The organism is Cupriavidus sp. FW305-46 (genome assembly GCF_058787075.1).
Genome location: NZ_JBYSZI010000036.1, coordinates 1 through 22,530 on the forward strand (window position 1 = coordinate 1; position 22,530 = coordinate 22,530).

The 22,530-nt window shown below is 67.7% G+C and carries 23 protein-coding genes; 12 read left to right on the forward strand and 11 right to left on the reverse strand.

The features are described from left to right. Positions 1-65: 65 nt before the first annotated feature. From AC3WON_RS18120 to AC3WON_RS18130, 3 genes are all read right to left on the reverse strand, one after another. Positions 66-620: a DUF1439 domain-containing protein gene (locus AC3WON_RS18120; RefSeq protein WP_492319411.1), complete on the reverse strand. Its 555-nt coding sequence runs from the start codon at positions 618-620 to the stop codon at positions 66-68. Positions 621-739: 119 nt separating this feature from the next. After that, the gene (locus AC3WON_RS18125) at positions 740-943 is read right to left on the reverse strand and encodes a SlyX family protein (RefSeq protein WP_010811191.1); all 204 of its coding nucleotides are present in this window, start codon (positions 941-943) and stop codon (positions 740-742) included. A gap of 86 nt (positions 944-1,029) precedes the next feature. Beyond that, entirely contained in the window at positions 1,030-1,455 is a 426-nt protein-coding gene (locus AC3WON_RS18130; protein WP_492319412.1) for a VOC family protein, read from the reverse strand. 265 nt (positions 1,456-1,720) lie between these two features. Between AC3WON_RS18130 and AC3WON_RS18135 the strand changes: the two genes are divergently transcribed. Beyond that, the gene (locus AC3WON_RS18135) at positions 1,721-2,668 is read left to right on the forward strand and encodes a LysR family transcriptional regulator (protein WP_492352413.1); all 948 of its coding nucleotides are present in this window, start codon (positions 1,721-1,723) and stop codon (positions 2,666-2,668) included. Positions 2,669-2,683: 15 nt separating this feature from the next. Here AC3WON_RS18135 and AC3WON_RS18140 read toward each other — a convergent pair whose 3' ends face one another. Genes AC3WON_RS18140 through AC3WON_RS18150 form a run of 3 tightly spaced genes read right to left on the reverse strand, consistent with a single transcriptional unit; the run spans position 2,684 to position 5,657 of the window. Then, positions 2,684-3,460, reverse strand: a complete 777-nt coding sequence (locus AC3WON_RS18140; RefSeq protein ID WP_492352414.1) for an enoyl-CoA hydratase — start codon at positions 3,458-3,460, stop codon at positions 2,684-2,686. Between the two features lie 15 nt (positions 3,461-3,475). Next, positions 3,476-4,444 (reverse strand): tripartite tricarboxylate transporter substrate binding protein, encoded by a 969-nt coding sequence (locus AC3WON_RS18145; protein WP_492352415.1) that lies wholly within the window; start codon positions 4,442-4,444, stop codon positions 3,476-3,478. 49 nt (positions 4,445-4,493) lie between these two features. After that, positions 4,494-5,657: a CaiB/BaiF CoA transferase family protein gene (locus tag AC3WON_RS18150; protein WP_492319415.1), complete on the reverse strand. Its 1,164-nt coding sequence runs from the start codon at positions 5,655-5,657 to the stop codon at positions 4,494-4,496. Positions 5,658-5,959: 302 nt separating this feature from the next. Here AC3WON_RS18150 and argG point away from each other — a divergent pair, with 302 nt between their 5' ends. From argG to AC3WON_RS18170, 4 genes are all read left to right on the forward strand, one after another. Next, positions 5,960-7,285 (forward strand): argininosuccinate synthase, encoded by a 1,326-nt coding sequence (gene argG / locus AC3WON_RS18155; RefSeq protein WP_013954052.1) that lies wholly within the window; start codon positions 5,960-5,962, stop codon positions 7,283-7,285. A 233-nt stretch (positions 7,286-7,518) separates the two neighbouring features. Next, entirely contained in the window at positions 7,519-8,859 is a 1,341-nt protein-coding gene (locus AC3WON_RS18160; protein WP_492352416.1) for an MFS transporter, read from the forward strand. A 17-nt stretch (positions 8,860-8,876) separates the two neighbouring features. Next, positions 8,877-9,470, forward strand: coding sequence for an RBBP9/YdeN family alpha/beta hydrolase (locus AC3WON_RS18165; RefSeq protein WP_492319417.1), 594 nt, complete (start codon positions 8,877-8,879; stop codon positions 9,468-9,470). 67 nt (positions 9,471-9,537) lie between these two features. Continuing rightward, positions 9,538-10,701, forward strand: coding sequence for a porin (locus tag AC3WON_RS18170; protein ID WP_492352417.1), 1,164 nt, complete (start codon positions 9,538-9,540; stop codon positions 10,699-10,701). 93 nt (positions 10,702-10,794) lie between these two features. On the opposite strand, the gene AC3WON_RS18175 is transcribed toward AC3WON_RS18170, so the two are convergent. Beyond that, positions 10,795-11,796: an AraC family transcriptional regulator gene (locus AC3WON_RS18175; RefSeq protein WP_492319418.1), complete on the reverse strand. Its 1,002-nt coding sequence runs from the start codon at positions 11,794-11,796 to the stop codon at positions 10,795-10,797. 116 nt (positions 11,797-11,912) lie between these two features. Between AC3WON_RS18175 and AC3WON_RS18180 the strand changes: the two genes are divergently transcribed. The 4 genes from AC3WON_RS18180 to AC3WON_RS18195 are packed head-to-tail and all read left to right on the forward strand — an operon-like array spanning position 11,913 to position 14,971. Beyond that, positions 11,913-12,971, forward strand: a complete 1,059-nt coding sequence (locus tag AC3WON_RS18180) for a beta-keto acid cleavage family enzyme (protein ID WP_492319419.1) — start codon at positions 11,913-11,915, stop codon at positions 12,969-12,971. Between the two features lie 58 nt (positions 12,972-13,029). Next, the gene (locus AC3WON_RS18185) at positions 13,030-13,230 is read left to right on the forward strand and encodes a DUF1289 domain-containing protein (RefSeq protein ID WP_492352418.1); all 201 of its coding nucleotides are present in this window, start codon (positions 13,030-13,032) and stop codon (positions 13,228-13,230) included. Next, positions 13,227-13,943, forward strand: a complete 717-nt coding sequence (locus AC3WON_RS18190) for a DsbA family oxidoreductase (protein WP_492319420.1) — start codon at positions 13,227-13,229, stop codon at positions 13,941-13,943. Before AC3WON_RS18185 ends, AC3WON_RS18190 begins: the two co-directional genes overlap by 4 nt. A gap of 53 nt (positions 13,944-13,996) precedes the next feature. After that, positions 13,997-14,971 (forward strand): Bug family tripartite tricarboxylate transporter substrate binding protein, encoded by a 975-nt coding sequence (locus AC3WON_RS18195; RefSeq protein WP_439669490.1) that lies wholly within the window; start codon positions 13,997-13,999, stop codon positions 14,969-14,971. A 67-nt stretch (positions 14,972-15,038) separates the two neighbouring features. Here the strand turns inward: AC3WON_RS18195 and AC3WON_RS18200 are convergent, their stop codons facing one another. Genes AC3WON_RS18200 through AC3WON_RS18210 form a run of 3 tightly spaced genes read right to left on the reverse strand, consistent with a single transcriptional unit; the run spans position 15,039 to position 18,551 of the window. Beyond that, positions 15,039-16,685, reverse strand: coding sequence for a fatty acid--CoA ligase (locus AC3WON_RS18200; protein WP_492352419.1), 1,647 nt, complete (start codon positions 16,683-16,685; stop codon positions 15,039-15,041). A gap of 11 nt (positions 16,686-16,696) precedes the next feature. Continuing rightward, positions 16,697-17,545, reverse strand: a complete 849-nt coding sequence (locus AC3WON_RS18205; RefSeq protein WP_492352420.1) for a TauD/TfdA dioxygenase family protein — start codon at positions 17,543-17,545, stop codon at positions 16,697-16,699. A 25-nt stretch (positions 17,546-17,570) separates the two neighbouring features. Continuing rightward, complete coding sequence (locus AC3WON_RS18210; RefSeq protein ID WP_492352421.1) at positions 17,571-18,551, reverse strand: quinone oxidoreductase family protein; 981 nt, start codon at positions 18,549-18,551, stop codon at positions 17,571-17,573. 191 nt (positions 18,552-18,742) lie between these two features. Here AC3WON_RS18210 and AC3WON_RS18215 point away from each other — a divergent pair, with 191 nt between their 5' ends. Then, entirely contained in the window at positions 18,743-19,741 is a 999-nt protein-coding gene (locus AC3WON_RS18215) for an AraC family transcriptional regulator (RefSeq protein ID WP_492352422.1), read from the forward strand. Positions 19,742-19,753: 12 nt separating this feature from the next. Here the strand turns inward: AC3WON_RS18215 and AC3WON_RS18220 are convergent, their stop codons facing one another. Continuing rightward, a complete protein-coding gene (locus AC3WON_RS18220; RefSeq protein ID WP_492319425.1) occupies positions 19,754-20,701 on the reverse strand; it encodes a LysR family transcriptional regulator in 948 nt (315 codons plus the stop codon). A gap of 129 nt (positions 20,702-20,830) precedes the next feature. Between AC3WON_RS18220 and AC3WON_RS18225 the strand changes: the two genes are divergently transcribed. After that, on the forward strand, positions 20,831-21,499 hold the full coding sequence (locus AC3WON_RS18225; protein WP_492319426.1) for an HAD family hydrolase: 669 nt from the start codon (positions 20,831-20,833) through the stop codon (positions 21,497-21,499). Between the two features lie 11 nt (positions 21,500-21,510). Further along, positions 21,511-22,515, forward strand: coding sequence for a tripartite tricarboxylate transporter substrate-binding protein (locus AC3WON_RS18230; protein WP_492352423.1), 1,005 nt, complete (start codon positions 21,511-21,513; stop codon positions 22,513-22,515). The last annotated feature ends 15 nt before the right edge of the window (positions 22,516-22,530 follow it).

Genomic DNA, 22,530 nt, shown 5'->3' on the forward strand with positions numbered 1-22,530 from the left:
GGTGTTCAGAGGTGGGCGGGGTTGAGGCAGAGGAAGAGGGAGCGAGCCTGGTCCGCAGGCTATGCCTACCGCTGCTTCACCTCAACCCGCACCTCATCCTTGCCCACGGTAATCGCCCCCGGCTCCACGTCCTTGCCGCCGACGCGCAGTTCCTCGGGCTTGAACGTATAGACCGGATAGTCCTTCAGCAACTGCTGCGCCACCACAGCGCCGATGGCGTTGAGCTGTTCGCGGTATTGCCCCATGCCGGCGACTTCCACCTGCTGTACGGTCGGGTTGTCGAGCAGCACCGCGCGTTTGGCCGGGTCGTAGCGCACGCCGCTGTTCAGCGCAAGCTTGCCGTCTACCGGCGGGGAGGGCAGCAAGGCGTTGGTCAGGCGTGCGTCGACATGGGTGGTGACGCGGTTGTTGGCCTCGTCCAGCACCAGCCGGGGATGGCTGAGCTGCACGCTTACGACATCGGCGTAGCGCAGCGTGGCGGGGAAGCGCTGGTCCAGCGCGGTCTGCAGTTCCTGCCGGGAGAGGGAGTACTCGCCGGTCCAGATGTTGTAGCCGGCCAGCGCCGAGGAGGCACCAGCGACACAGGCGGCGGCAATCAGCAGGGAAGGTTTCACACGCATGTGGCGGATGGGGCGCACCTGTCGAGGGCGGCGGTGGATGGGTCAGCCAGTCAGACCGCGCGGGCGGGGTGGCGTTCCGTCACATTGGCGATCGGCCTGCATGGCGCGGGCCGCGTCGATCAGTAGTGCGGTGGGATTTCCTGCTGGGGGTCGGCTTCGGCCGCGGTGGTGGCGGCACTGCGCACCTGCTGGTACAGCGCGCGGAACTGCTCCTGCAGCAGGTCGATCTGTTGCTGCTGGCGCGCCACGGTGCTGTTCAGGGTATCAAGCAGGTCTTCCTGGAAGGCGAGCTTGATTTCGAGTTCGTTGATGCGATCGTCCATGGCAAGGTTTCTCCGGCAGGCGGCGCATTGTAAGCCCATACGCTCAAAGGGCGCGTCGCTGCCGGGAAACTTGCGCGATGTGCCGCTTACTTCGGTGCCGTCAGCAGCATCCACATGATGCCGAAGCGGTCGGTGACCATGCCGAACTGGTCTGCAAAGAAAGTCTTGTCCAGCGGCATCACTACCTGGCCGCCTTCCTTCAGGCTGTTGAAGGCCTTTTCGACCGCGGCCTTGTCAGGGTAGTTGATCGACAGGGCGAAGCCATGGAAGTTGGGCTGGTTCGAGCAGCGGCCGTCGGAGGCCATGATCACGCTCTCGCCGATCTGGAACTCCATGTGCATGACCTTGTCTTCGGTGCCGGCGCCGGGCTGGCAACCCTCGCCGCCCTTGTCGGCCTCCGGGTTGTCCTTGAACGTCATCCGCATGTTGACCTTGGCGCCGAGAATCTTCTTGTAGAACTCAACGGCTTCATCGCAACGGCCTTCGAAAAACAGATAGGGCTGGACTTGCATGACAACTCCTGTAGGTAGGCCGCCGCTCGGGCGGCCGTGGATATCGGCATGGCGCGCGAATCAGGCGGCGCGCTGGCAACTGGCGCATGCTTTTGTGTACGCCGTCCACAATACCTTAGCAAAGAAAATGGACGACGTCCACATTAAATGGGCGGAGTGTGTGCGGACCGGATGGCGGGCGGGAAGCCCACGGTGCTGCACTAGAATGGCCGCGACACCACCAAGCGCCAATCCTTTCGACCGTCCCGCCCCAAACGGAGTTGCCTTGCGTTACGAACTGACCGACCTGCGCCTGTTCCAGGCCATTGCCGATGCGCAAAGCCTGTCAGGTGGCGCATCGGCCACGCATATCACCGCGTCGGCGGCGAGCTATCGGCTGAAGAACCTGGAGCACGCGATGGGCACGCCGCTGTTCTTGCGCACCGCGCGCGGCATGGAGCTGACGCCGGCCGGTGAAACCCTGCTGGTTCATGTGCGCGAGCTGCTGCTTGGCGTGGAGCGCATGCATGGCGAGGTGGGGCGCTTCTCGGCGGGGCTGAAGGGCAATATCCGGCTGCTGGCCAACAGCAGTTCGCTCAACGGCTTCATCATCCCGAGCGTGAGCCGCTTCCTGCTGGCCAACCCGGATGTGAACATCGACCTGGAGGAGCGCGCCAGCCAGTCGATCCTGGCGGCGGTGGCGGCGCATGAAGCCGATGTCGGCATCCTGGCAGGCGATTTCCAGACGGGCGGTGAAGCCACCGGGGTGCGCTCGGTGCGCTACGCGCGCGACGAGCTGATCCTTGCGGTGGCCGCCGATCACCCGCTGGCGCGCGAGCCTGAAGTGCGCTTCGGCGCGGCGCTGGCCTTCGACTTTGTCTGCATGAGCCGCACCAGCAGCAACTTCCTGTTCCTGCGCGACATGGCGCAGCGCGCGGGCAAGGGGCCCAACGTGCGGCTGCATGCGCACAGCTTCGATGCGGTGCTGTCGCTGGCCGAGGCCGGCGTGGGGGTGGCGCTGGTGCCGCGCAGCGTGGCGGCGCAGGCGTTGCGCGAGGCGCGCGTGGTGGGGGTGCGGCTGGCAGAGCCGTGGGCGCTGCGCGAACTGAACCTGATCGTGCGCGCCGACGGCAAGCTGCCGGCGTTTGCCGAGGCCTTTGCGCAGTTCCTGCTGAACGATCCGCGCGTGGTGGCCACGCGCGAAGGCGGCGCCGTGGCGGCTACGGCGCCGTAAGCACTGCCCCGCGCTTCAGCGCTTGCGGTTCAGGAAGGTGGCCATGTGCTGCTGCGGCTCGCCGGTGTCGAAGGCGCTGCCGAACTCGGTCACGCTGTTGTTGATCGATACTTCCAGAGGCGCATCCTCCCACTCGCGCAGCAGGCGCTTCTGCTGGCGCACCGCGGCCGGGCCAAAGCCGGCCAGCAGCGCGGCCACGCGTTCGATTTCCAGATCCAGCTCCGCCAGCGGCACCACGCGGCTCACCAGCCCCCACTGCAGCGCCTCGGCGGCGTCGGAGATCTCACCCGTCAGCAGCATCCACGCCGTGCGCGCATTGCCGATCAGGCGCGGCATCAGCGCGGCGTGGATCACCGACGGGATGCCGACCTTCACTTCCGGCATGCCCAGCTGCGCGTTGTCGGCGGCGATGCGGATATCGCACGCCAGCGCCAGTTCCAGCCCGCCGCCCAGGCACCAGCCCGGCATGCGCGCGATCACCGGCACCGGCAGGTGGCGCACGGCATCGCACAGGCGGCGCAGGCCGCTGATGAAGGCCTCGGCGCTGGCGCGGTCCAGCGCGGCCATTTCCTTGATGTCGGCACCGCCGACAAAGCCTTTCTCGCCGGCGCCGCGCAGCACCAGCACGCGTACCGCGTCATTGCCGGCCAGCGCTTCGATGGCGCGCGTGAGCGATGCGGTCACCGGCGTGCTCAGGATATTGAGCGAGCCCGCCTCGCGGATGGTGACGGTGGCGATGCCGCGCGCGTCGATCTCGACGCCGGCGTGCGGTTCTTGCTGAAGTGCGCTCATGTCGTTCCTTGTGGCTTACTGGAGCTTGGTGAAGTGGATGTCCTCGACGACTTGCTTCCAGTGCGCATTCTGCGCCCGGATCAGGTCGCCGAAGGCCTTGCGCGAAGTCGGTGCCGGGATCGCGCCTTGCTTTTCGATGGCGGCGATCACATCCGGCTCGGCCAATACCTGGCGCACGGCGTCGTTGAGCTTGTCGAGGATGGCTGCGGGCGTGCCTGCCGGTGCACCCAGGCCGAACCACGACGGGTTGTTCATCGCCGGCAGGCCGGCCTCGGCGTAGGTCGGCACATTGGGCAGCACCTTCAGCCGCTGCTTCGCGGCGACCGCCAGCGGCTTCAGGCGCCCGCCCTGGATCAGGCCCGACGACGACGGGATATTGTCGAACACCACCTGGATCTGGCCCGCCACCGCATCGTTGAGCGCCGGGCCCAGTCCCTTGTACGGCACGTGCAGCATGCGCGTGCCGGTGGCGTTCATGAACAGCTCGCCGTTCATATGGCTCAGCCCGCCGTTGCCGGACGAGCCGAACGAGTACTTGCCGGGGTTGGCCTTCAGCAGCTTGATGAACGATTGCAAATCCGTGGCCGGGAACGCCGGGTTGACCACCAGCACGTTGGGCACGTCGGCCAGGTTGCTGACCGGAGCGAAGTCCTTGACCGGGTCGTAGGCGGTCTTCAGGTAGACGTTGGGATTGACCGCGTGCGAGCTCTCCACCTCCATCACCAGCGTGTAGCCGTCGGCCGGCTGCTTGGCCGCGTAGGCGCTGCCAACGGCGCCGCCGGCGCCGGGGCGGTTCTCGACCACCACCGGTTGCCCCAGCACCGGGCCCAGGCGCGTGCCGACGATGCGAGCGATGATGTCGGTGGTGCCGCCGGCGGCATAGGGGACGATCAGCTTGATCGGCCGGTCGGGATACGCGGTGGCATGCGCGGCGCCGCTTGCGCATGCAGCCAGCAGCGCGATGGCGGTGAAGGTTGGTTTCATCGGTGTCTCCGTCTCGGTGTTTTCGGTCTCGTGGGTAGCTGCGCGCCGTTCAGCCTGCCGGGCTGTGTTCGCCCAACAGCGGCGGCGGTGGCAGCGGCAGGTCGTGCCCGGCCAGCATCGGGTTGCGCACCATGGGTACGCGGCCCATGACGGGGTGTTCGGCCATCTGCATCAGCCCGCGGTGCTGCACCTGCGGGTGGGCAAAGACTTCGGCCATGGTGTGGATCGGCCCCCAGGGCACGCCGGCCGCATCGAAGGCATCGGTCCACGCAGCGCGGGTGCGTGTGGGGAAGAGATCGGTCAGCAGGGCGCGCAGCGCGGGCAGGTGTTCGATGCGCGCGGAATTGGTGGCATAGCGCGGGTCGTGCGCAAGATCCGGCATGCCGGCAACGGCGCAGAAGCGCGCGAACTGGCTGTCATTGCCGATCGCCAGGATCAGGTGGCCGTCGGCGCAGCGGAACACCTCATAGGGCGCGCAGTTGGGATGGGCGTTGCCGCTGCGCTGCGGGTTCTGGCCCGACACCAGGTAGTTGGCGGCCTGGTTGGCGTTCATCGCCACCGCGACATCGAGCAGCGCGATATCCAGGTGCGCACCCAGCCCGGTCGCCTGGCGCTGGTACAGCGCGGCCAGGACGGCGGAGGTGGCATACATGCCGGTGCTCAGGTCGACCACGGCGACGCCGGTGCGCAGCGGCCCGGCGCCGGGCGTGCCGTCGGGCTGGCCGGTGTAGCTCATCAGCCCGCCCATGCCCTGGAATACATAGTCGTAACCGGGTTTGTCCGCCATCGGCCCGCTCTGGCCGAAGCCGGTGATCGACAGGTAGACCAGGCGCGGGTTGAGCGCCTTGAGCGTGTCGTAGTCCAGCCCGTAGCGGCGCAGCGTGCCGACCTTGTAGTTCTCGACCAGCACGTCGGCCTCGCGCGCCAGCTCACGTACCTGCGCCGCGCCCTCAGGCGTGCCGTAGTCGATCGCGACCGAGCGCTTGCCGCGGTTGCAGCAGATGAAGTAGCCGGACAGGCGCTGGGTGTCGCCGCTGCCCTCGGGCGCTTCCAGGTAGGGCGGGCCCCAGCCGCGGGTATCGTCGCCGCGCTCTGGGTGCTCGACCTTGGTCACCTCGGCGCCCAGGTCGGCCAGGTTCTGGGTGCACCAGGGACCGGCCAGGATGCGCGACAGGTCCAGGACCCGGACTCCTTCCAGGGCACGATGCAGCATGACGACTCCGCTTTCAGACGACAGTGCGGCGGAGTATAGGGAGGGGTCCTGGCGCGAACCAGTCGAGAGTTTTGAAGGGCGCGTTCGCGGGATTTGAATGGTCCGGCAGGCCCGGATGCAGGTGGCGCCGGCGCCCCCGCCAGCCCCGGCGTTTGGCGCGTGGGCGCTGCCGTGTCACAATTCGCGTTTGGCACTGACGCGGCACGTGACTCGGCCGGCCGCGTCGCCGTGCTTCCCGCCGCCCCGACGCGCGTATCGGAAGCCCGCCCAAGAGCCGACAAATTCACTTAGATTTTCTGGCGATGACTACCATCCTGCAGCACATTCCTTCCGGCCAGCGCGTCGGAATCGCCTTCTCCGGCGGCCTTGACACCAGCGCGGCACTCCTCTGGATGCGCCAGAAGGGCGCTGTCCCCTACGCCTACACCGCCAACCTGGGCCAGCCCGACGAGCCCGACTACGACGACATCCCGCGCCGCGCCAAGGCCTACGGCGCCGAGGAAGCCCGCCTGGTCGACTGCCGCACGCAACTGGTGGCCGAAGGCATCGCCGCCATGCAGTGCGGCGCGTTCCATATCTCGACCGCCGGCATCACCTACTTCAACACCACCCCGATCGGCCGGGCCGTCACCGGCACCATGCTGGTTGCTGCGATGAAGGAAGATGGTGTCAATATCTGGGGCGATGGCAGCACGTTCAAGGGCAATGACATCGAGCGCTTCTACCGCTACGGTCTCCTGACCAACCCCGGCCTGCAGATCTACAAGCCGTGGCTGGACCAGCAGTTCATTGATGAACTGGGCGGCCGCGCCGAGATGTCCGAGTTCATGCGCCAGAACGGCTTCGACTACAAGATGTCGGCCGAAAAGGCGTACTCGACCGACTCCAACATGCTGGGCGCCACCCACGAGGCCAAGGACCTGGAGCACCTGGATTCGGGCATCCGCATCGTGCAGCCGATCATGGGCGTGCAGTTCTGGCGCGATGACGTGGAAGTCAAGCGCGAGGAAGTCACCGTGCGCTTCGAGGAAGGCCAGCCGGTCGCGCTGAACGGCCAGACCTTCGCCAACAGCGTCGACCTGTTCATGGAAGCCAACCGCATCGGCGGCCGCCATGGCCTGGGCATGAGCGACCAGATCGAGAACCGCATCATCGAAGCCAAGAGCCGCGGCATCTACGAAGCTCCGGGCCTGGCGCTGCTGTTCATCGCCTACGAGCGCCTGATCACCGGCATCCACAACGAAGACACCATCGAGCAGTACCGCGACAACGGCCGCCGCCTGGGCCGCCTGCTGTACCAGGGCCGCTGGTTCGACCCGCAAGCCATCATGCTGCGCGAAACCGCCCAGCGCTGGGTGGCCGGCGCCATCACCGGCGAAGTCACCATCGAACTGCGTCGCGGCAACGACTACTCGATCCTGAACACCACCTCGCCCAACCTGACCTACAAGCCGGAACGGCTGACCATGGAAAAGGGCGAGTCGATGTTCACGCCGCTGGACCGTATCGGCCAGCTGACCATGCGCACGCTGGATATCGTCGACACGCGCGAGAAGCTGCAGACGTATGCCAAGAGCGGCCTGCTGTCGACCAAGGTCAGCGCCTCGCTGCCGAAGCTGGAAGACTGAGCGTCGCCGCGCCTCGCCTGACGGCGGGCCAGCGAGAAACCGGCACCTTCGGGTGCCGGTTTTTTTTCGTCTCGGCGTTTTCCCCAGCTGTCCCGGAATGTCAAACGTACGTCCCGGAATATCAAACCGCGCGGTCCCGATCGCCAGATACTGCGTGCGCTCGTCGCCCTTCGGGGGGCGGGCTGTGAACGCACGGCGGCGCGAAGACCGCCGGTCTGCTTCCGGAGACGCCCATGTCCAGACCCCGCCTTGCCCTTGCCGCAGAGCCGGCCACGCCGGTCCTGCCGGCTGCTGCCGGACCGCGCTATGCGTGGCTCGTCTTTGCGCTGACGTTCGCGCTGCTGCTGTCGGACTATATGTCGCGCCAGGTGCTCAACGCGGTGTTTCCGCTGCTGAAGGCCGAATGGCAGCTCGGTGATACGGAGCTGGGCGCGCTCGGCGGCGTGGTGGCGCTGATGGTGGGCGTGCTCGCGATTCCGCTGTCGCTGCTGGCCGACCGCTGGGGACGCGTGCGCAGCCTGATCCTGATGGCGGCGCTGTGGAGCCTGGCCACGCTGGGCTGCGCGGTGGCGGACAGCTTCGGCCAGATGTTCCTGGCGCGGCTTTGCGTCGGCATCGGCGAGGCGGCGTATGGCAGCGTGGGTATCGCGGTGGTGGTGTCGGTGTTCCCGCGCCATCTGCGCGCCAGCCTCAGCGCTGCGTTTATTGCCGGCGGTGCCTTCGGCTCGGTGCTTGGTATGGGGTTGGGCGGCATCCTGTCGGCCCACTTTGGCTGGCGCATCGCCTTTGCCGGGATCGCCGGCTTCGGCCTGGTGATGGTGGCGCTCTACTACCTGACCATCAGCGAGCATCGGCTGCGCGGGCTCCAGCAACGTGTGGGCGCGGCCAACGGCGACGCGGCGGCCTCGGCCCGGCAACTGGAGCCGCGCCGGATCGTGCGCGAGCTGCTGACGGTGCCTTCCATGCTCTGCGCCTGCGCGGGCAGTGCGCTGCAACTGCTGGTGATGGCGGCGCTGCTGGGCTGGCTGCCCAGCTTCCTGTCGCGCGACTACGGCATGGCGACCGGGCGCGCCGGCGTGGCCGCGGCAATGCTGGTGCTGGTGGCCGGCGTAGGCATGGTGGCTTGCGGTGCGCTGACCGACCGCGTGGCGCGGCGCTTGCCCGCGCGCAAATGGCAGATGGCCATCGCCTACAGCGTGATTTGCTGCGTCTTGCTGATGACGGCGTTCCGGCTGCCCGCGGGCCACGCGCAGCTGGTGCTGATCGGCGCGGGCATGCTGGTGGTGGGCGGCACCGCCGGCCCCGCCAGCGCGATGGTGGCCAACCTGACGCGGCCTGCCATCCATGCGACCGCGTTTGCCACGCTGACCCTGATCAACAACCTGCTGGGGCTGGCGCCGGGACCGTTCCTGACCGGAGTGCTGGCCGACCACATTGGCCTGACCGGCGCGCTGCAATGGATTCCGCTGGCCGGTGCGGCCGCGGCCCTGCTGTTCTGCCTCGGCCGCCGGCACTACGCGGCGGACCTGCGCCGCCTGGATGGCCACGCTGTGCCTGACGTGGTTCCTGCCTGACTCTTTCCAATCCGACCATGACTGCTACACCCACCCACACTGTCCTGATGGTGCCGGGCCTGCGCGACCACGTCGCCGAGCACTGGCAAACGCTGCTGCAAGCCGAACTGCAGGCGCAGGGGCACGACGTCCGCTGCGTGCCGCCGCTGGAGCACGACAAGCTCAGCTGCGCGGCGCGCGTCGCTGCACTCGATGCGGCACTGGCGGCCATCGACAAGCCGGTCGTGCTGGTCGCGCACAGCGCTGGCGTGATGATCACCGTGCACTGGGCGGCACGGCACCAGCGCCAGATCCTGGGCGCGCTGCTGGTGACGCCGCCGGATTTCTCGCAGCCGCTGCCGCCCGGCTATCCGGCGCAGGACGCGCTGGTGCAGGGGGGCTGGCTGCCGACGCCGCTCGCGCCTCTGCCGTTCCCAACTTTGGTTGCTGCCAGCGGCAACGACCCTTTGGCCAGCCATGCGCGTGTCGCAGAGATGGCCGCCGCATGGGGCGGCCGCCTGGTGGACCTGGGCAACGTCGGCCACCTCAACCCTGCCGCGGGCTACGGCCCGTGGCCGCGTGCCCATGACTTGCTGGCGGAACTGGGCACCCTGGTCACGCGCGATTCGTGACCCCGCCGCATCCGCGGCACAACAAAAGAATCCGGCCGCAAAGGCCGGGCAATCAAGGAGGAGATAAATGAAAACCAGAAGCACCGTGATGGTCCTGATGCTGGGCTGCCCGCTCGCGGCCGCCGCGCAATCGTCAGTCACGCTGTATGGCGTGGCGGACGTCAACGTCGAATACGTGAACCGCGTCGGCGCTGTGCCGGTTGCCACTAACGGCTTCAACCCGGGGCCGGGCGACAAGGTGTTCCGCATGGCCTCGGGCGGGCTGTCCGGGTCGCGCTGGGGCCTGCGCGGCGCGGAAGATCTTGGTGCGGGATGGCAGGCGTCGCTCGTGCTGGAAAGCGGTTTCAGCCTGGACAACGGCACCATGCAGCAGAGCGGCCGCCTGTTCGGCCGCCAGGCCTTTGTCGCGCTGCAGCGCGCCGGCATCGGCCAGCTCAGCCTGGGCCGCCAGTACACGTCGATCTTTGAAGCGCTGGCGAACTTCTCGCCTACTGCCTACGCCACGCAATATGAACCGGTGGTGCTGCAGGCGGGCGCCAATTTCCGCGAGGACAACACGGTCAAGTACACCGGCCAGTTCGGCCCGCTGACGGCGCGCGCGCACTGGTCGTTCGGCGCCGGGCTGGCGCTGCCGCAAACGGTTGGCATTGCCACGCCGATCGGCGGCAATGGCGAAGTGCCCGGACAGTTCCGGCGTGACACTGCCTACGGGGCTTCGCTGGCGTATGCCACCGGGCCGTTCGGCGCCACTATCGGCTATGACCAGTGGAACCCCACCATCGGCACCAGCAATGGCACCGTGCGCAAGGCGGTCGTGGCGGCGAGCTATGCCTTCGGTCCGGCCAAGATCATGGGTGGCTATCGCTGGGGCCAAAACAAGAATGCCGCCGACGTGGTGATCCAGCGCGATGACTATTACTGGATCGGCGCCAACTACCAGGTCACCCCCGCCGTGGGGCTGACGCTGGAGTACAACTACGATAATGTCAGGAGCCTGTTCGGTAATACGCAGGTGGCCAATCCGTGGCAGGTTGCCTTTGTTGCCAACTATGCGTTCTCGCGGCGCACGGATGTGTACCTGTCTACGGCCTATGCTCGCAATGCCGGGCTGATGCTGGAGTCGCTGGCCACGGTCTATGCCAACAGCCTGTCGTTGGGCAACAGCTATGCTGCGGCCAACGGGCAGCGCAGCATGGTTGGCGTGGCTTTGGGGATGCGGCACAAGTTCTGAGTTGGCTGCTGTTGGATTGTTGCATAGCGACAGCCCAATCAACCACACCGCCAACAGCCACCACCCTCAAATCCGCAAAGGACCTTTCCTCAATTACCCCACCTGCGCCCGCCATGCCGACACACTGCGCCCAAAACGCCCGCTGAACCACCGCGAAAACGCACTCAGCGACGAAAACCCCAGCAGCGCAGCCACTTCCGACAGCGGACGCTCGCGGTTCTCCAGGTAGCGGATCACCAGGTCGGCACGGGCCTCGGCAAGGATGTCGGAGTAGGTCGTATGTTCCTGCCCGAGCCGCCGATGCACGGTGCGCCGGTCGACGCTCAGGTGCTGGGCCACGCGTTCGACCGAGCACAGTCCGGTGGGCAGCAGCGCATAGACCAGCTTGCGCACCATGTCCGACATGGTCGCCGCGGTCGACTGCGCCAGCAGCGTGCCGAGATAGTGCTTGACCTGCTGCGCCATCACCGGGTCATACGACGGCAACGGTGCCTCCAGGTCCGAGGCCAGGCAGACGATGCCGTCGAAATCCTGGTTGAAGGTGCAGGGCATGCCGAACACGCGTGAAAACGTGGCCGCGTTGGCCGGCGCGGGGTGGGTGAAGCAGATGCTGCGCGGCCGCCAGGACTGCCCCAGGAACAGCCTCAGCATCCGGAACACCACGCCGACCGCGAGGTCGGCGGCCTGCCGCAAGGTCCCCGGCGCTTCGGTGAGCACCTGCAGCCGGATCATCACCAGTTCATCGCTGTCTTCGATGCGCATCGACAGCGACTCATTCTGCAGGCCCATGTAGCGGACCATCGACTCCAGCGCGCGGCGCAGCGTGGGCTCTTCACGCACCACGAAGGCGAGCGGGCCGAGGTTGGAGAACTCGCGCAGCTCGGCCATGCGCAGGCCGAAATCGTCGGCCCCGGTGGCGTGTGCCGACGCATCCAGCAAGCGGCCGACCGAGGCCGCAGGGATGCGGATATCGGGATCGAGCAGCACCGAGCGGTTGATCTTTGCCGCCCTCAGTTGCTGGTATGGATCCAGCCCCAGCGAACGCGCGACTTCCACGTAATTGGTCAGGCTGGCGCTGCGCAAATAGTAGGACATTGGGCGGATTCCGTGCTTTCCCTGAGTGTCCCGAAATGTAAATCGGATGTCCCCAATCGTCAAATCGCGGCCGGTCGTTCACCGATACTCCAACCACTAACCAACCGGAGCCATCCATGCAATTCCTTGACGATTCCCTGCACCCCGAAAACATGGACAAGGTGGTGATCACCGTTGCCCCCTATGGCCCGGAATGGATGCCGCAGGACTTCCCCGAAGACATCCCCGTCACCATGGAAGAGCAGGTCCAGAAAGCCGTGGACTGCTACAACGCCGGCGCCACGGTGCTGCACCTGCACGTGCGCGAACCGGACGGCAAGGGCTCCAAGCGCCTGTCCAAGTTCAACGAGCTGATCGCCGGCGTGCGCGCCGCGGTGCCGGACATGATCATCCAGGTGGGCGGCTCGATCTCGTTTGCGCCGGAAGACGACGGCCAGGCGGCCAAGTGGCTGTCCGACGACACCCGCCACATGCTGGCGGAGCTGGAGCCCAAGCCCGACCAGGTGACCGTGGCGATCAACACCACGCAGATGAACATCATGGAGTTGCTCTATCCGGAATACCTGAAGGGCACCTCGCTGGAACACCCGGCCTACCAGGCCGCCTATCGCGAAATGACCGTGCCGGCCGGCCCGGGCTGGGTGGAAGAGCACCTGCGCCGGCTGCAGGCCTCGGGCATCCAGCCGCATTTCCAGCTGACCGGCATGCACGCGCTGGAAACGCTGGAGCGGCTGGTGCGCGCCGGCATCTACACCGGCCCGCTGAACCTGACCTGGATCGGCATCGGCGGCGGCTTCGACGGCCCCAACCCGTTCAACTTCTTCAACTTCGTGCACCGCGCGCCGGACGGCTGCACGCTGACCGCCGAGTCGCTGCTGAAGAACGTGCTGCCGTTCAACATGATGGCGATGGCGATGGGCCTGCACCCGCGCTGCGGCATCGAAGACACCATCATCGACCAGCACGGCAAGCGCATGACCTCGGTGCAGCAGATCGAACAGTGCGTGCGCGTGGCGCAGGAACTGGGCCGCGAGATCGCATCCGGCAAGGAAGCCCGCGAGATCTACCGCATCGGCACCTGGTACGACAGCGCCGACGCCACGTTGGAAGCCAATGGCATGGCGCCCAACCGCAAGGCAGGGCAGAAGAACCTGCCGCTGCGCGCGGCGGCCTGACCCTGGCCGCAGGGCCGGCATAACGGCCGGCCCTTGCCATGCACTACCGGAGTTCGTGATGCATCACCCTGACGCCCTCACCAATCCCTGCATCAACATCTGCCGCATGGACCTCGCCAACCGCTATTGCCAGGGCTGCGCCAGGACGCGGCTGGAAATCGGGCGCTGGGCGCAGATGAGCGAGGCCGAACGCGCGCAAGTGCTGGCGGCGGCGCCGGCCCGCCGCGGGCAGCGTGCCGCTACGGGCGCTCTGCCATGAACCAGCCCGTCTCCCTCTTCATCCAGGTCGGGTTCGACCTGGTCTGCCCCTGGTGCATGATCGGCAAGCGCCATCTTGAAACGGCGCTGGCGCAACTGGCCCAGCAACGGCCCGATGTAGCAGTCACGGTCGAATGGCGCAGCTCTCTCCTGTTTCCGACGCTGCCGCCTGCCGGCATCCCCTATCGCAAGTTCAGCCTGGCGCGGCTCGGCAGTGCCGAAGCCGTGGCGCTGCGGAAGGCGCAGGTGTGCGCCGCCGCGCGCGAGGCCGGCATCACGCTGGAACTCGACCGCATCGAAGTGCTGCCCAACACCGTGCTTGCGCATCGCCTGATCCGGTATGCGCGCCAGGCTGGTGGCGAAGCGGCCGCATCCGTGCTGATCGACCGATTGTTTGAAGGGTACTTCCTGCGCGGTGAGGACCTCGGCGATCCACGCGTGCTGCACGCCGCGGCGATCGCCTCCGGCATGCCGATGCCGCAAGCGGCGGCACCGGCCACTGCGCAAGACCTGGCATGGCTGCCGCCGCTGCATGGCGAGGAGGTGCCGCTACCCAATCCCGGCCTGGGCGTGCCACGCTTTGTGATCAACGGTGCGCCGCCGATCGCCGGCGCCAGGCCGCCGCGTGCCTTGCTGGAGGCAATGCTGCGGGCGCTGGCCCGCGCATCTCCCGCTTCCCCACCCCCGCCAGGCATCGCGCTCACCGCCCGGTGACGCCGCGCCCGGCAATGCTGGACAGAAGATCCATACTACATAACGGAGACAACATGCCCACCCACCCTTCATTCCTGCTGCGCATCGCCGCCGTGGCGGCCGGCCTGGCGCTGGCGGCTCCCGCTGCCATGGCCTGGACCAGCAAGCCGGTCCGGATGCTGGTGCCCGCCCCCGCGGGCGGCACCATGGACGTGCTCGCGCGCCTGCTGGCAGACCAGCTGTCGGCGGACCTAGGCCATCCCGTGGTGGTCGACAACAAGCCGGGCGCCGGCGGCGGCATTGCCATCACTACCATGCTGGCCGCGCCCGCTGATGGTCAGACCATCATGGTCACCGCCAGCAATGTGCTGACCGAGATCCCGCATGTGCTCAAGCAGCCGTTCGACCCGCTGAAAGACATCAGGCCCGTCGCCGCCGTGGCGCGTTCGCGCATGGTGATGATTGGCGCACCTGGCCTGCCGGCCAAGGACCTGAAGGGCCTGGTCAGCTACGCCCGGGCCAATCCGGGCAAGCTCAGCTTTGCCTCTTACAGCGCCGGCACCGCTTCGCACTACGCGGGCATGATCATGAACCAGAAGGCCGGGCTGGACTTGCAGCATGTGCCCTTTGCCGGTTCCGCGCCGGCGCTGACGCAGGTGATGGGCAATCAGATCGCCGTGATGTACGACGGCATGGTGACCTCGCTGCCGATGATCCGTGCCGGCAAGGTGCAGGTTTATGCCGTGGCGTCGAAGAGCCGCTCGGCGCTGCTGCCGCAGGTGCCGACCTTTGCGGAAATGGGTTACCCCGACATGGAGTTCAGCAACTGGGTGGGCGTGATTGCGTCGTCGAAGCTGTCGCCCGAACTGGCCGAGAAGGTCCACGCGGCTGCCTACAAGGCTGCGGCTTCTGCCAAGGTGCGTGACCGCATGGAGGCGCTCGGCTATGAGCCGCTGCCGGCGCAGCCCCTGCCGCAACTGAGCGAATCAGTGCGCACGGAGTTCGAGCGCAATGCCGGCATCGTCAAGGCGTTCAATATCCAGCCCTGAGTCAGTTCCCGGCAACGCAAAAGGGCAGCCTCATCCGAGGCTGCCCCTTCTTCTTCCTGCTGCCGGCTCAGGCGCGGGTGCCGCGCAAGCGCTTCTTGTCGATCTTGCCGACGCTGGTCTTCGGGATCTCGTCGACAAACAGGATCCGCTCAGATTCCGGCACCGCATACTTGCTGAGCCGGTTGGCCTCGACGCGCGCCAGCAGCGACGTACGAATCGCATCCGCGGTCACCGTTGCACCTGGCTTGCGCACCACGAATGCCATCGGCCGCTCGCCCCACCTGGCGTCCGGCACGCCGATGACCGCGCACTCCTGCACGCCCGGCACCTGCGTGACCAGGCTCTCGACCTCGATCGACGAGACCCATTCGCCGCCGGTCTTGATCACGTCCTTGATCCGGTCGACGATCTGCACGAAGCCGTCGGCCCCCATTACCGCGATGTCCTGCGTATGCAGGTAGCCGCCGGCCCACAGCTCGGCCGATGCCTCGGGCTTGCCGTGGTATGCCCTGGTCAGGAACGGTGCGCGCAGCACGATCTCGCCGCGCGCCTGGCCGTCGCGCGGCACGTCGTGCATCGATTCATCCACCAGGCGGAAGTCCACCATCGCCACCGGCCGACCCGTCGAGCAGCGCATGCGCACTTCGGTCTCGTGGTCGCGATGCGCGTCGCCCGGCGGCAACTGGGCCAGCGCGACGATGGGGCCGGTCTCCGACATGCCATAGCCGGCAAACACATCCATGCCGCGCTCGAGGGCAGCCTCGCACAAGGCCGCCGGCAGCGCCGAGCCGCCGATGATGAGCTTCCAGCCCGACAAGTCCTGGCCGCTTGCCTGCGCCGCCTGCAACAGCATCTGCAGCAAGGTCGGCACGCAGTGCGAGAACGTGACCCGCTCGGTCTCGCGCAACTGCAGCAGCATGTCAGGCGCATAGCGCCCCGGCAGCACGAGGCGCAGCCCGAGCATGACCGCGACATATGGGATGCCCCAGGCGAGCACATGGAACATCGGCGTGATCGGCATGTAGACGTCTTCCCGATGCAGGCGCTGTCCTTCGCGCGGCGCGCACAGGCTGGTGGCCGAGGCCAGCGCATGCAGCACGATATCGCGATGGCTGTAGCACACGCCCTTGGGATCGCCGGTGGTGCCCGTCGTGTAGAAGGTGGCGGCGCGGGTGTTCTCGTCGAACTCGGGGAAGTCGAAGTCGGGCGAGGCCGCGCTCAGCAGGGCCTCATACTCGCCGCTGAACGGTAGCGATGTCGGCGGCACCTGCTGGCCGTCGGCCAGCAGGACAAAGCTGCGCACGCTGGTCAGCTGGCCGCGGATCTCTTCCATCACCGGCAGGAAGTCCGGATGGAGCAGCACCACCTCGGCGCCGGAATCGTTCAGCGTGTACAGGATCTGCTGCGCCGACAGCCGCACGTTGACCGTGAACAGCGTCGCGCCCATCATCGGCACGCCGAAATAGCATTCCAGGTAGCGGTGGCTGTCCCAGTCCATCACCGCCACGGTGGTGCCGTGCGCCACCCCCTGCGCGGCCAGCGCTGAAGCCAGCCGGCCGACGCGCTGGCGGAATTCGCGATAGCTATGGCGCAGTTGCCCGCGGTACGTGATCTGCTGGTCGCCGTAGAGCGACAGCGAATTGAGCAGCAGTTGCTTGACGAGCAAGGGATAGGCGTAAGCCTGCGGCGCCGCAGACACAAGGTTTGGTTGCATGTCTGCCTCCTTCAGAACGGCACGTCGCCGATGATGCCGGCGCGCTCCATCTTGCGCACCGTGGGCGCATAGTCCTGCACTGCGTAATGCTGGGTGCAGCGGTTGTCCCAGATCGCCACGCTGTTCTTCTTCCAGCGCCAGCGCACCTGGTACTCCGGGATCTCCGCCTGCGCGCACAGGTAGTGCAGCAGATCGCCCGCGCCGGGCATGAAATCCTTGCCGAAGCGGACCACGTCGTCGCGGTGGTAGTTGGCAAAGTGCGAGGTGAAGGCGTTGACGAACAGGACCTTCTCGCCCGTCTCCGGATGGGTGCGCACCACGGGATGCTCCACCATCGGGAACTGCGCCGCCAGCGCCGCACGCTTCTCCGGCGGCATATTGGCGCCGAAGGTGTGCTCGATGCTGTGCTTGGCGCGCAGGCCTTCAATGCGGGCCTTGATGTCCTGCGGCAGGCGCCGGTAGGCCTCGCCCATGTTCACCCAGATGGTGTCGCCGCCCACTGCCGGCGTTTCCACGCAGCGCAGCACGCAGCCCATCGGCGGCGCCTGGCGCCAGGTGGCGTCGCAATGGAAGGAGTTCTCGTAGTGCTCGACCTTGCTGTCGGGCGACTTGTAGATCTGCACCAGGCCCGGGTGTTCGGGGTCGCTGCCCACCACCGGGTGGTCTTCCAGTTCGCCGAAGCGGCGCGCAAAGGCAACGTGTTCGGCGCGGGTGATGTCCTGGTCGCGCAGGAACAGCACCTTGTGCTGCAGCAGCAGCGCCTTGATCTCGGCGAACAGGCCGGCGTCGCGTGATGCGTCGGCCAGGCTGACGCCGCTCAGTTCGGCGCCGATGGTGCAGGTCAGGGGTTCTGCATGCATGGTGTGGTCTCCTCTGTTGTTGTTCTCAGATGACGAAGATCGACGAACCGGTGGTGCGGCGCGCCTCCAGGTCCTGGTGTGCCTGCACCGCGTCTTCCAGCGCATAGCGCTGGTTGATGCCGATGCGGATGCGGCCCGCGCCCACGTGGTCGAACAGCTCGCCCGCCAGCGCCTGCTTCTCCGCGGGGTCGGCGATGTAGTCGGCCAGCGCCGGGCGCGTCAGGAACAGCGATCCCTTCATCGCCAGCAGCACCGGGTCGAACGGCGGAATCGGGCCCGATGCGGTGCCCACGCACACCATGGTGCCGCGCCGCTTGAGCGAATCCAGCGACGCCATGAAGGTGGTCTTGCCGACGCTGTCGAATACCACCGAGACTCCCACGCCGTCGGTCAGCTCGCGCACGCGCTTGGCCACGTCTTCGCGGGTGTACTGGATGATGTGGTCGCAGCCGTGCGCGCGCGCCACTTCGGCCTTGGCTTCGGTGGACACCGTGCCGATCACGGTCAGGCCCAGCAGCTTGGCCCACTGCGAAACGATCAGCCCGACCCCGCCCGCCGCGGCGTGCAGCAGGATGGTGTCGCCCTGGCTGAACGGATAGATGCGGCGCATCAGGTAGGCCGAGGTCAGCCCGCGCATGGTCATGGCCGCGGCGGTTTCGAAGGCAATGCTCTCGGGCAGGCGGATCAGCGGCGCGGCCGGTACCAGGCGCTCGGTGCTGTAGGCGCCCAGCGTGTTGACGAAGCCGGTGTAGGTGACGCGGTCGCCCGCCGCCACGTTGGTCACGCCCGGGCCGACGGATACCACCACGCCGGCGGCCTCCACGCCCATGCCGCTGGGCAGCGGCACGGGATAGGTGCCATTGCGGAAGTAGGTGTCGGCGTAGTTCAGTCCCACCGCCACGTGGCGGATGCGGGCCTGTCCCGGGCCCGGATCGCCCACTTCCATGTGTTCATAGCGCAGCACTTCGGGGCCGCCGGTCTCGTACATGCGGACAACGTTTGCCATGGTCTTGTCTCCTGGAATCTGGTTGGTGCAGAACACGCTGCAGCTGCAGGGAACTGTAGAGATTGCTGCCCCGGGTGGCTTTGCATTGGCTACCGATGACTTTGCATTTCATGCCACGCGGCCCTATGATCGCTGCTGCGGGCGGGCAGACTGCGCCGCCAACAGACATCTCATCGCAAGGCAACGCTGGCTTGGAAACCCTGATACGTGCAGCCGCACTGACCAACTTCCTCGAGGTTTCACGTGACCTCGGCCTGGATCCGCAGCCGCTGCTGCGCCAGGCGCGGCTGCGGCGCGCCTGGCTGGACGATCCCGACCAGCGCGTCCCGCTCAGCGCCTGCGTGGCACTGCTGGAAGCCGCCGCGCAGGCCTCGGCCTGCCCGACCTTCGGGCTGCGCATGGCGGAGTCGCGCCAGCTGTCGGACTTTGGCGTGATGAGCCTCTTGATCAGCCAGCAGCCCACGCTGCGCGCCGCGCTGGCCACCACCATCCGCTACCGGCACCTGGTCAACGACTCGGTGGCGCTGTTGCTCGAGGATGCCGGCAGCGCCGTGGTCATCCGGCAGGAAGTGCTCAGCGACGCGCCCTCGCGGCAGGCCACCGAGCTGGCCATCGGCGTCGTCTTCCGCATGTGCGCGCTGCTGCTGGGTCCGCGCTGGCAGCCGATCGGCGTGAGCTTCACGCACGCGCCGCCGGCCGACCTGCGCATCCACCGCCGCCTGTTCGGCTGCCCGCTGGAATTCAACGCGGACTGCAATGGCATCATCTGCCGCGCGGCCGACCTCGACGCGCCGAACCCGACGGCGGATCCGGTCATGGCACGCTACGCGCAGCAGTTCATCGACACGCTGCCACGCGCCAACCCGCAGTCCATCGGCCACGAAGTGCGCGCCGCCATCTACCTGATGCTGCCGATGGGCCGCGCCACCTGCGAGGCCGTGGCGGAGGGCCTGGGCCTGAGCCTGCGCACCATGCAGCGCCAGCTCGACGATGCGGGCGAGACCTTTACTGAGATCCTGAACGACGTGCGGCGCGAACTGGCGCGACGGTACGTGGAGAACCCGCGCTATTCGCTGCTGCGGGTGTCGCAGTTGCTGGGGTATGGGTCGGCCAGCTCCTTTACCCGGTGGTTTTCTGCGCAGTTCGGGATGGCGCCGGCCAGCTGGCGCAGGGATCACGCAGGGGGGTAGCGGGATAAGGTCTCAGCCTGGCGGACGGGCCCGGCGCGCCGGCACCTGGTTCCGCTTGCCGCTTCCCAGGGCCTCTTCCAGGAACTGCATCAGCGCCTGCACGCGCGCCGTGCGTCCCCGTCGCGTAGGAACCAGCAGCGTCACCGGCGCGCTGTCGAATTCCCAGTCTGCCAGCACGCGCACCAGCGCTCCGCGCGCCACCGCGTCGGCGGCGTCCCATTCCGAGCGCAGCACCAGTCCCAGCCCCTGTTCGGCCCAGGCCCGCGCGACGCTGCCGTCATTGCTGGTATAGGCCGGCACCACGCGCACGCTCTCGCGCGCCGATGTACGCCGCCCGGTGCCGGCCCGGCGCAAGCGCCAAAGCGTCACGTCCTCGTCATTCTCGCGGATGCAGATGCAGGCATGCTCGAGCAAGTCGCGGGGCACGGCGGGCGTGCCGCGCTGGCGCAGGTAGGCGGGGCTGGCGCATAGCCAGCGCGTATTGGACGCAAGCGTGCGCGCAATCCAGGACGAATCGCGCACGGCGCCGATATGGATGACAGCGTCCGAGTCATGCCGGTCGGGCCAGGGCGTTTCGCGCAGGTCAAGCTGCAGGCGCAGGTCGGGATGCAGCTGGGCGAAGCGCGCCAGCAGCGGGGCCACATGGTGGCGTCCGTAGCCGAACGGCGCGGCAATGCGCAGCGTGCCCGTCAGCCGGCTGTCCTCGCGCCGGAACGACTCGGGCAAGGCGTCGAGCTGTGCCAGCAGGGCCGCCCCCTCTCGCGCGAAGCGCTCACCCTCCGGCGTCAGGCTCAGCCGCCTGGCGGTGCGGGTCGCCAGCGCCAGGCCCAGTGTCGCCTCCAGCTTGCGCAGGCGGGCCGACAACGCGGGCGGCGTCACGTTCAGCGAGCGCGCCGCCGCGCTTAGCGAAGGCGACTGCGCCAGCGCCTCGACCAGGCGCAGGTCCTCGATCTGGATCATTCACTTCAGCTTAACGATTGATGTTCCCGGATTTAACCACGAGCGACCATCCGCTACCTACACTGGCAACCTCAGACAACCGCGCGGAACTTGCCAATCCTCCGCGCAACCTGCCCCGCAAAGGACGCCATGGACACACTTGCCTCATCCACCGCCCCCGCCTGGCCCCGCGCCGTGCTGTTCGACCTGCTGACCGCCCTGCTGGACTCCTGGACCGTCTGGAATGCCGCGGCCGGCTCCGAGGCCCAGGGCCGTGCCTGGCGCGCCGAGTACCTGAAGCTCACCTACGGCTGCGGCGCCTATGTGGGCTACGAGCAGCTGGTGGGCGAGGCCGCCGCGCGGGTCGGCCTGCCTCCCGGCGCCCCGGACGCGCTGGAAGCGCATTGGGACGAACTGCCGCCCTGGGACGGTGCCCGCGAACTGCTGCAGGCGCTGCGGCCGCATTGCCGCCTGGCGGTGGTGACCAACTGTTCCGAGCGCCTGGGCCGGCGCGCCGCGGCCCTGCTGGGGATCGACCGGGATGTGGTCATCACTTCCGAAGCGGCCGGCTTCTACAAACCGGATCCGCGTCCCTACCGGCTTGCGCTGCAGAAGCTCGACGTGCGTGCTGAGGATGCCGCGTTTGTCGCGGGCTCCGGCTACGACATGTTCGGCACCTCCGCCGTCGGGCTGCGCACCTACTGGCACAACCGCGTCGGCCTGGCCCTGCCCGGCGGCGCGCCTGCGCCTGAGGCCGAGTCGTCGACGCTGGCGCCGGCACTGCCATGGTTGCGGTCCTTCCATGCCGGCACGCGCTGAGGAGCTTTGCCATGACCTGCAAGCCTTCTGCAATTTCCCTGCGGCTGCTGCGCCGGCTGGCTGCCGCCGCGGCGCTGGCCATGGCCACGCACGCGATGGCACAGGGCCAGGCCTTCCCGGCACGGCCGATCACCCTGGTGGTGCCATTCCCCGCAGGCGGGCCCAGTGACGCGCTGGCGCGCGGCTTCGCCAGGCAGATGGGCGACGAACTCGGCCAGCAAGTGGTGATCGAGAACCTCTCCGGCGCGGGCGGCACCGTCGGCCTGGGCAAGGTGGCCAGGGCCGAGCCCAACGGCTATACGCTGGGCCTGGGCACTATCGGCACGCATGTGGCCAACGTCGCCTTGTACAAGAAGCTGCCCTATGACCCGGTGGCGGACTTCCGCCCCATCGGCCTGGCGGGTTCGGCGCCGCTCCTGCTGATCGCTCGTGCCGATCTGCCAGCCAGCAACCTGCAGGAGTTCAGCGCCTGGCTGGCCCGCCGCGGCGACCAGGCTTCGTACGGCAGCGCGGGCGTGGGCTCGGTCTCGCACTACGGCTGCGTGATGCTGCTGGCGGCGATGAAGCAGAAGGTCACGCATGTGCCTTACCGCGGCGTGGCGCCCGCCATCAGCGACCTGATGGGCGGCCAGGTCGACTTCATGTGCGACCAGACCACCACGGCGCTGCCGCAGCTGGCCGGTGGCAAGATCAAGGCGCTGGCGGTGCTGTCAGGCGAGCGCCTGAAGCCACTGCCAGCGGTCGCCACGGCCAGGGAATCGGGCTATCCGCTTGACCTGCGCTCATGGAATGCGCTGTTCGTGCCCAAAGGCACGCCGGATGCCGTCGTCACGCGGCTCAACGCCGCCATGACCGTCGCCGCGGCAGATCCCCAGTTGCGCCGTCAGATGCAGGCGGTCGGGGTTGACTTGCCTGCCGCCGGCGCGATGGGTCCGGGCGTGGTCTCCGGCCTGATCTCGCGCGGCCTGCGCGATGACGTGCCCGCCCTGAAGGCCAAGGGGCAGTTTGCCGACTGAAGCGGGCCGCGCCCT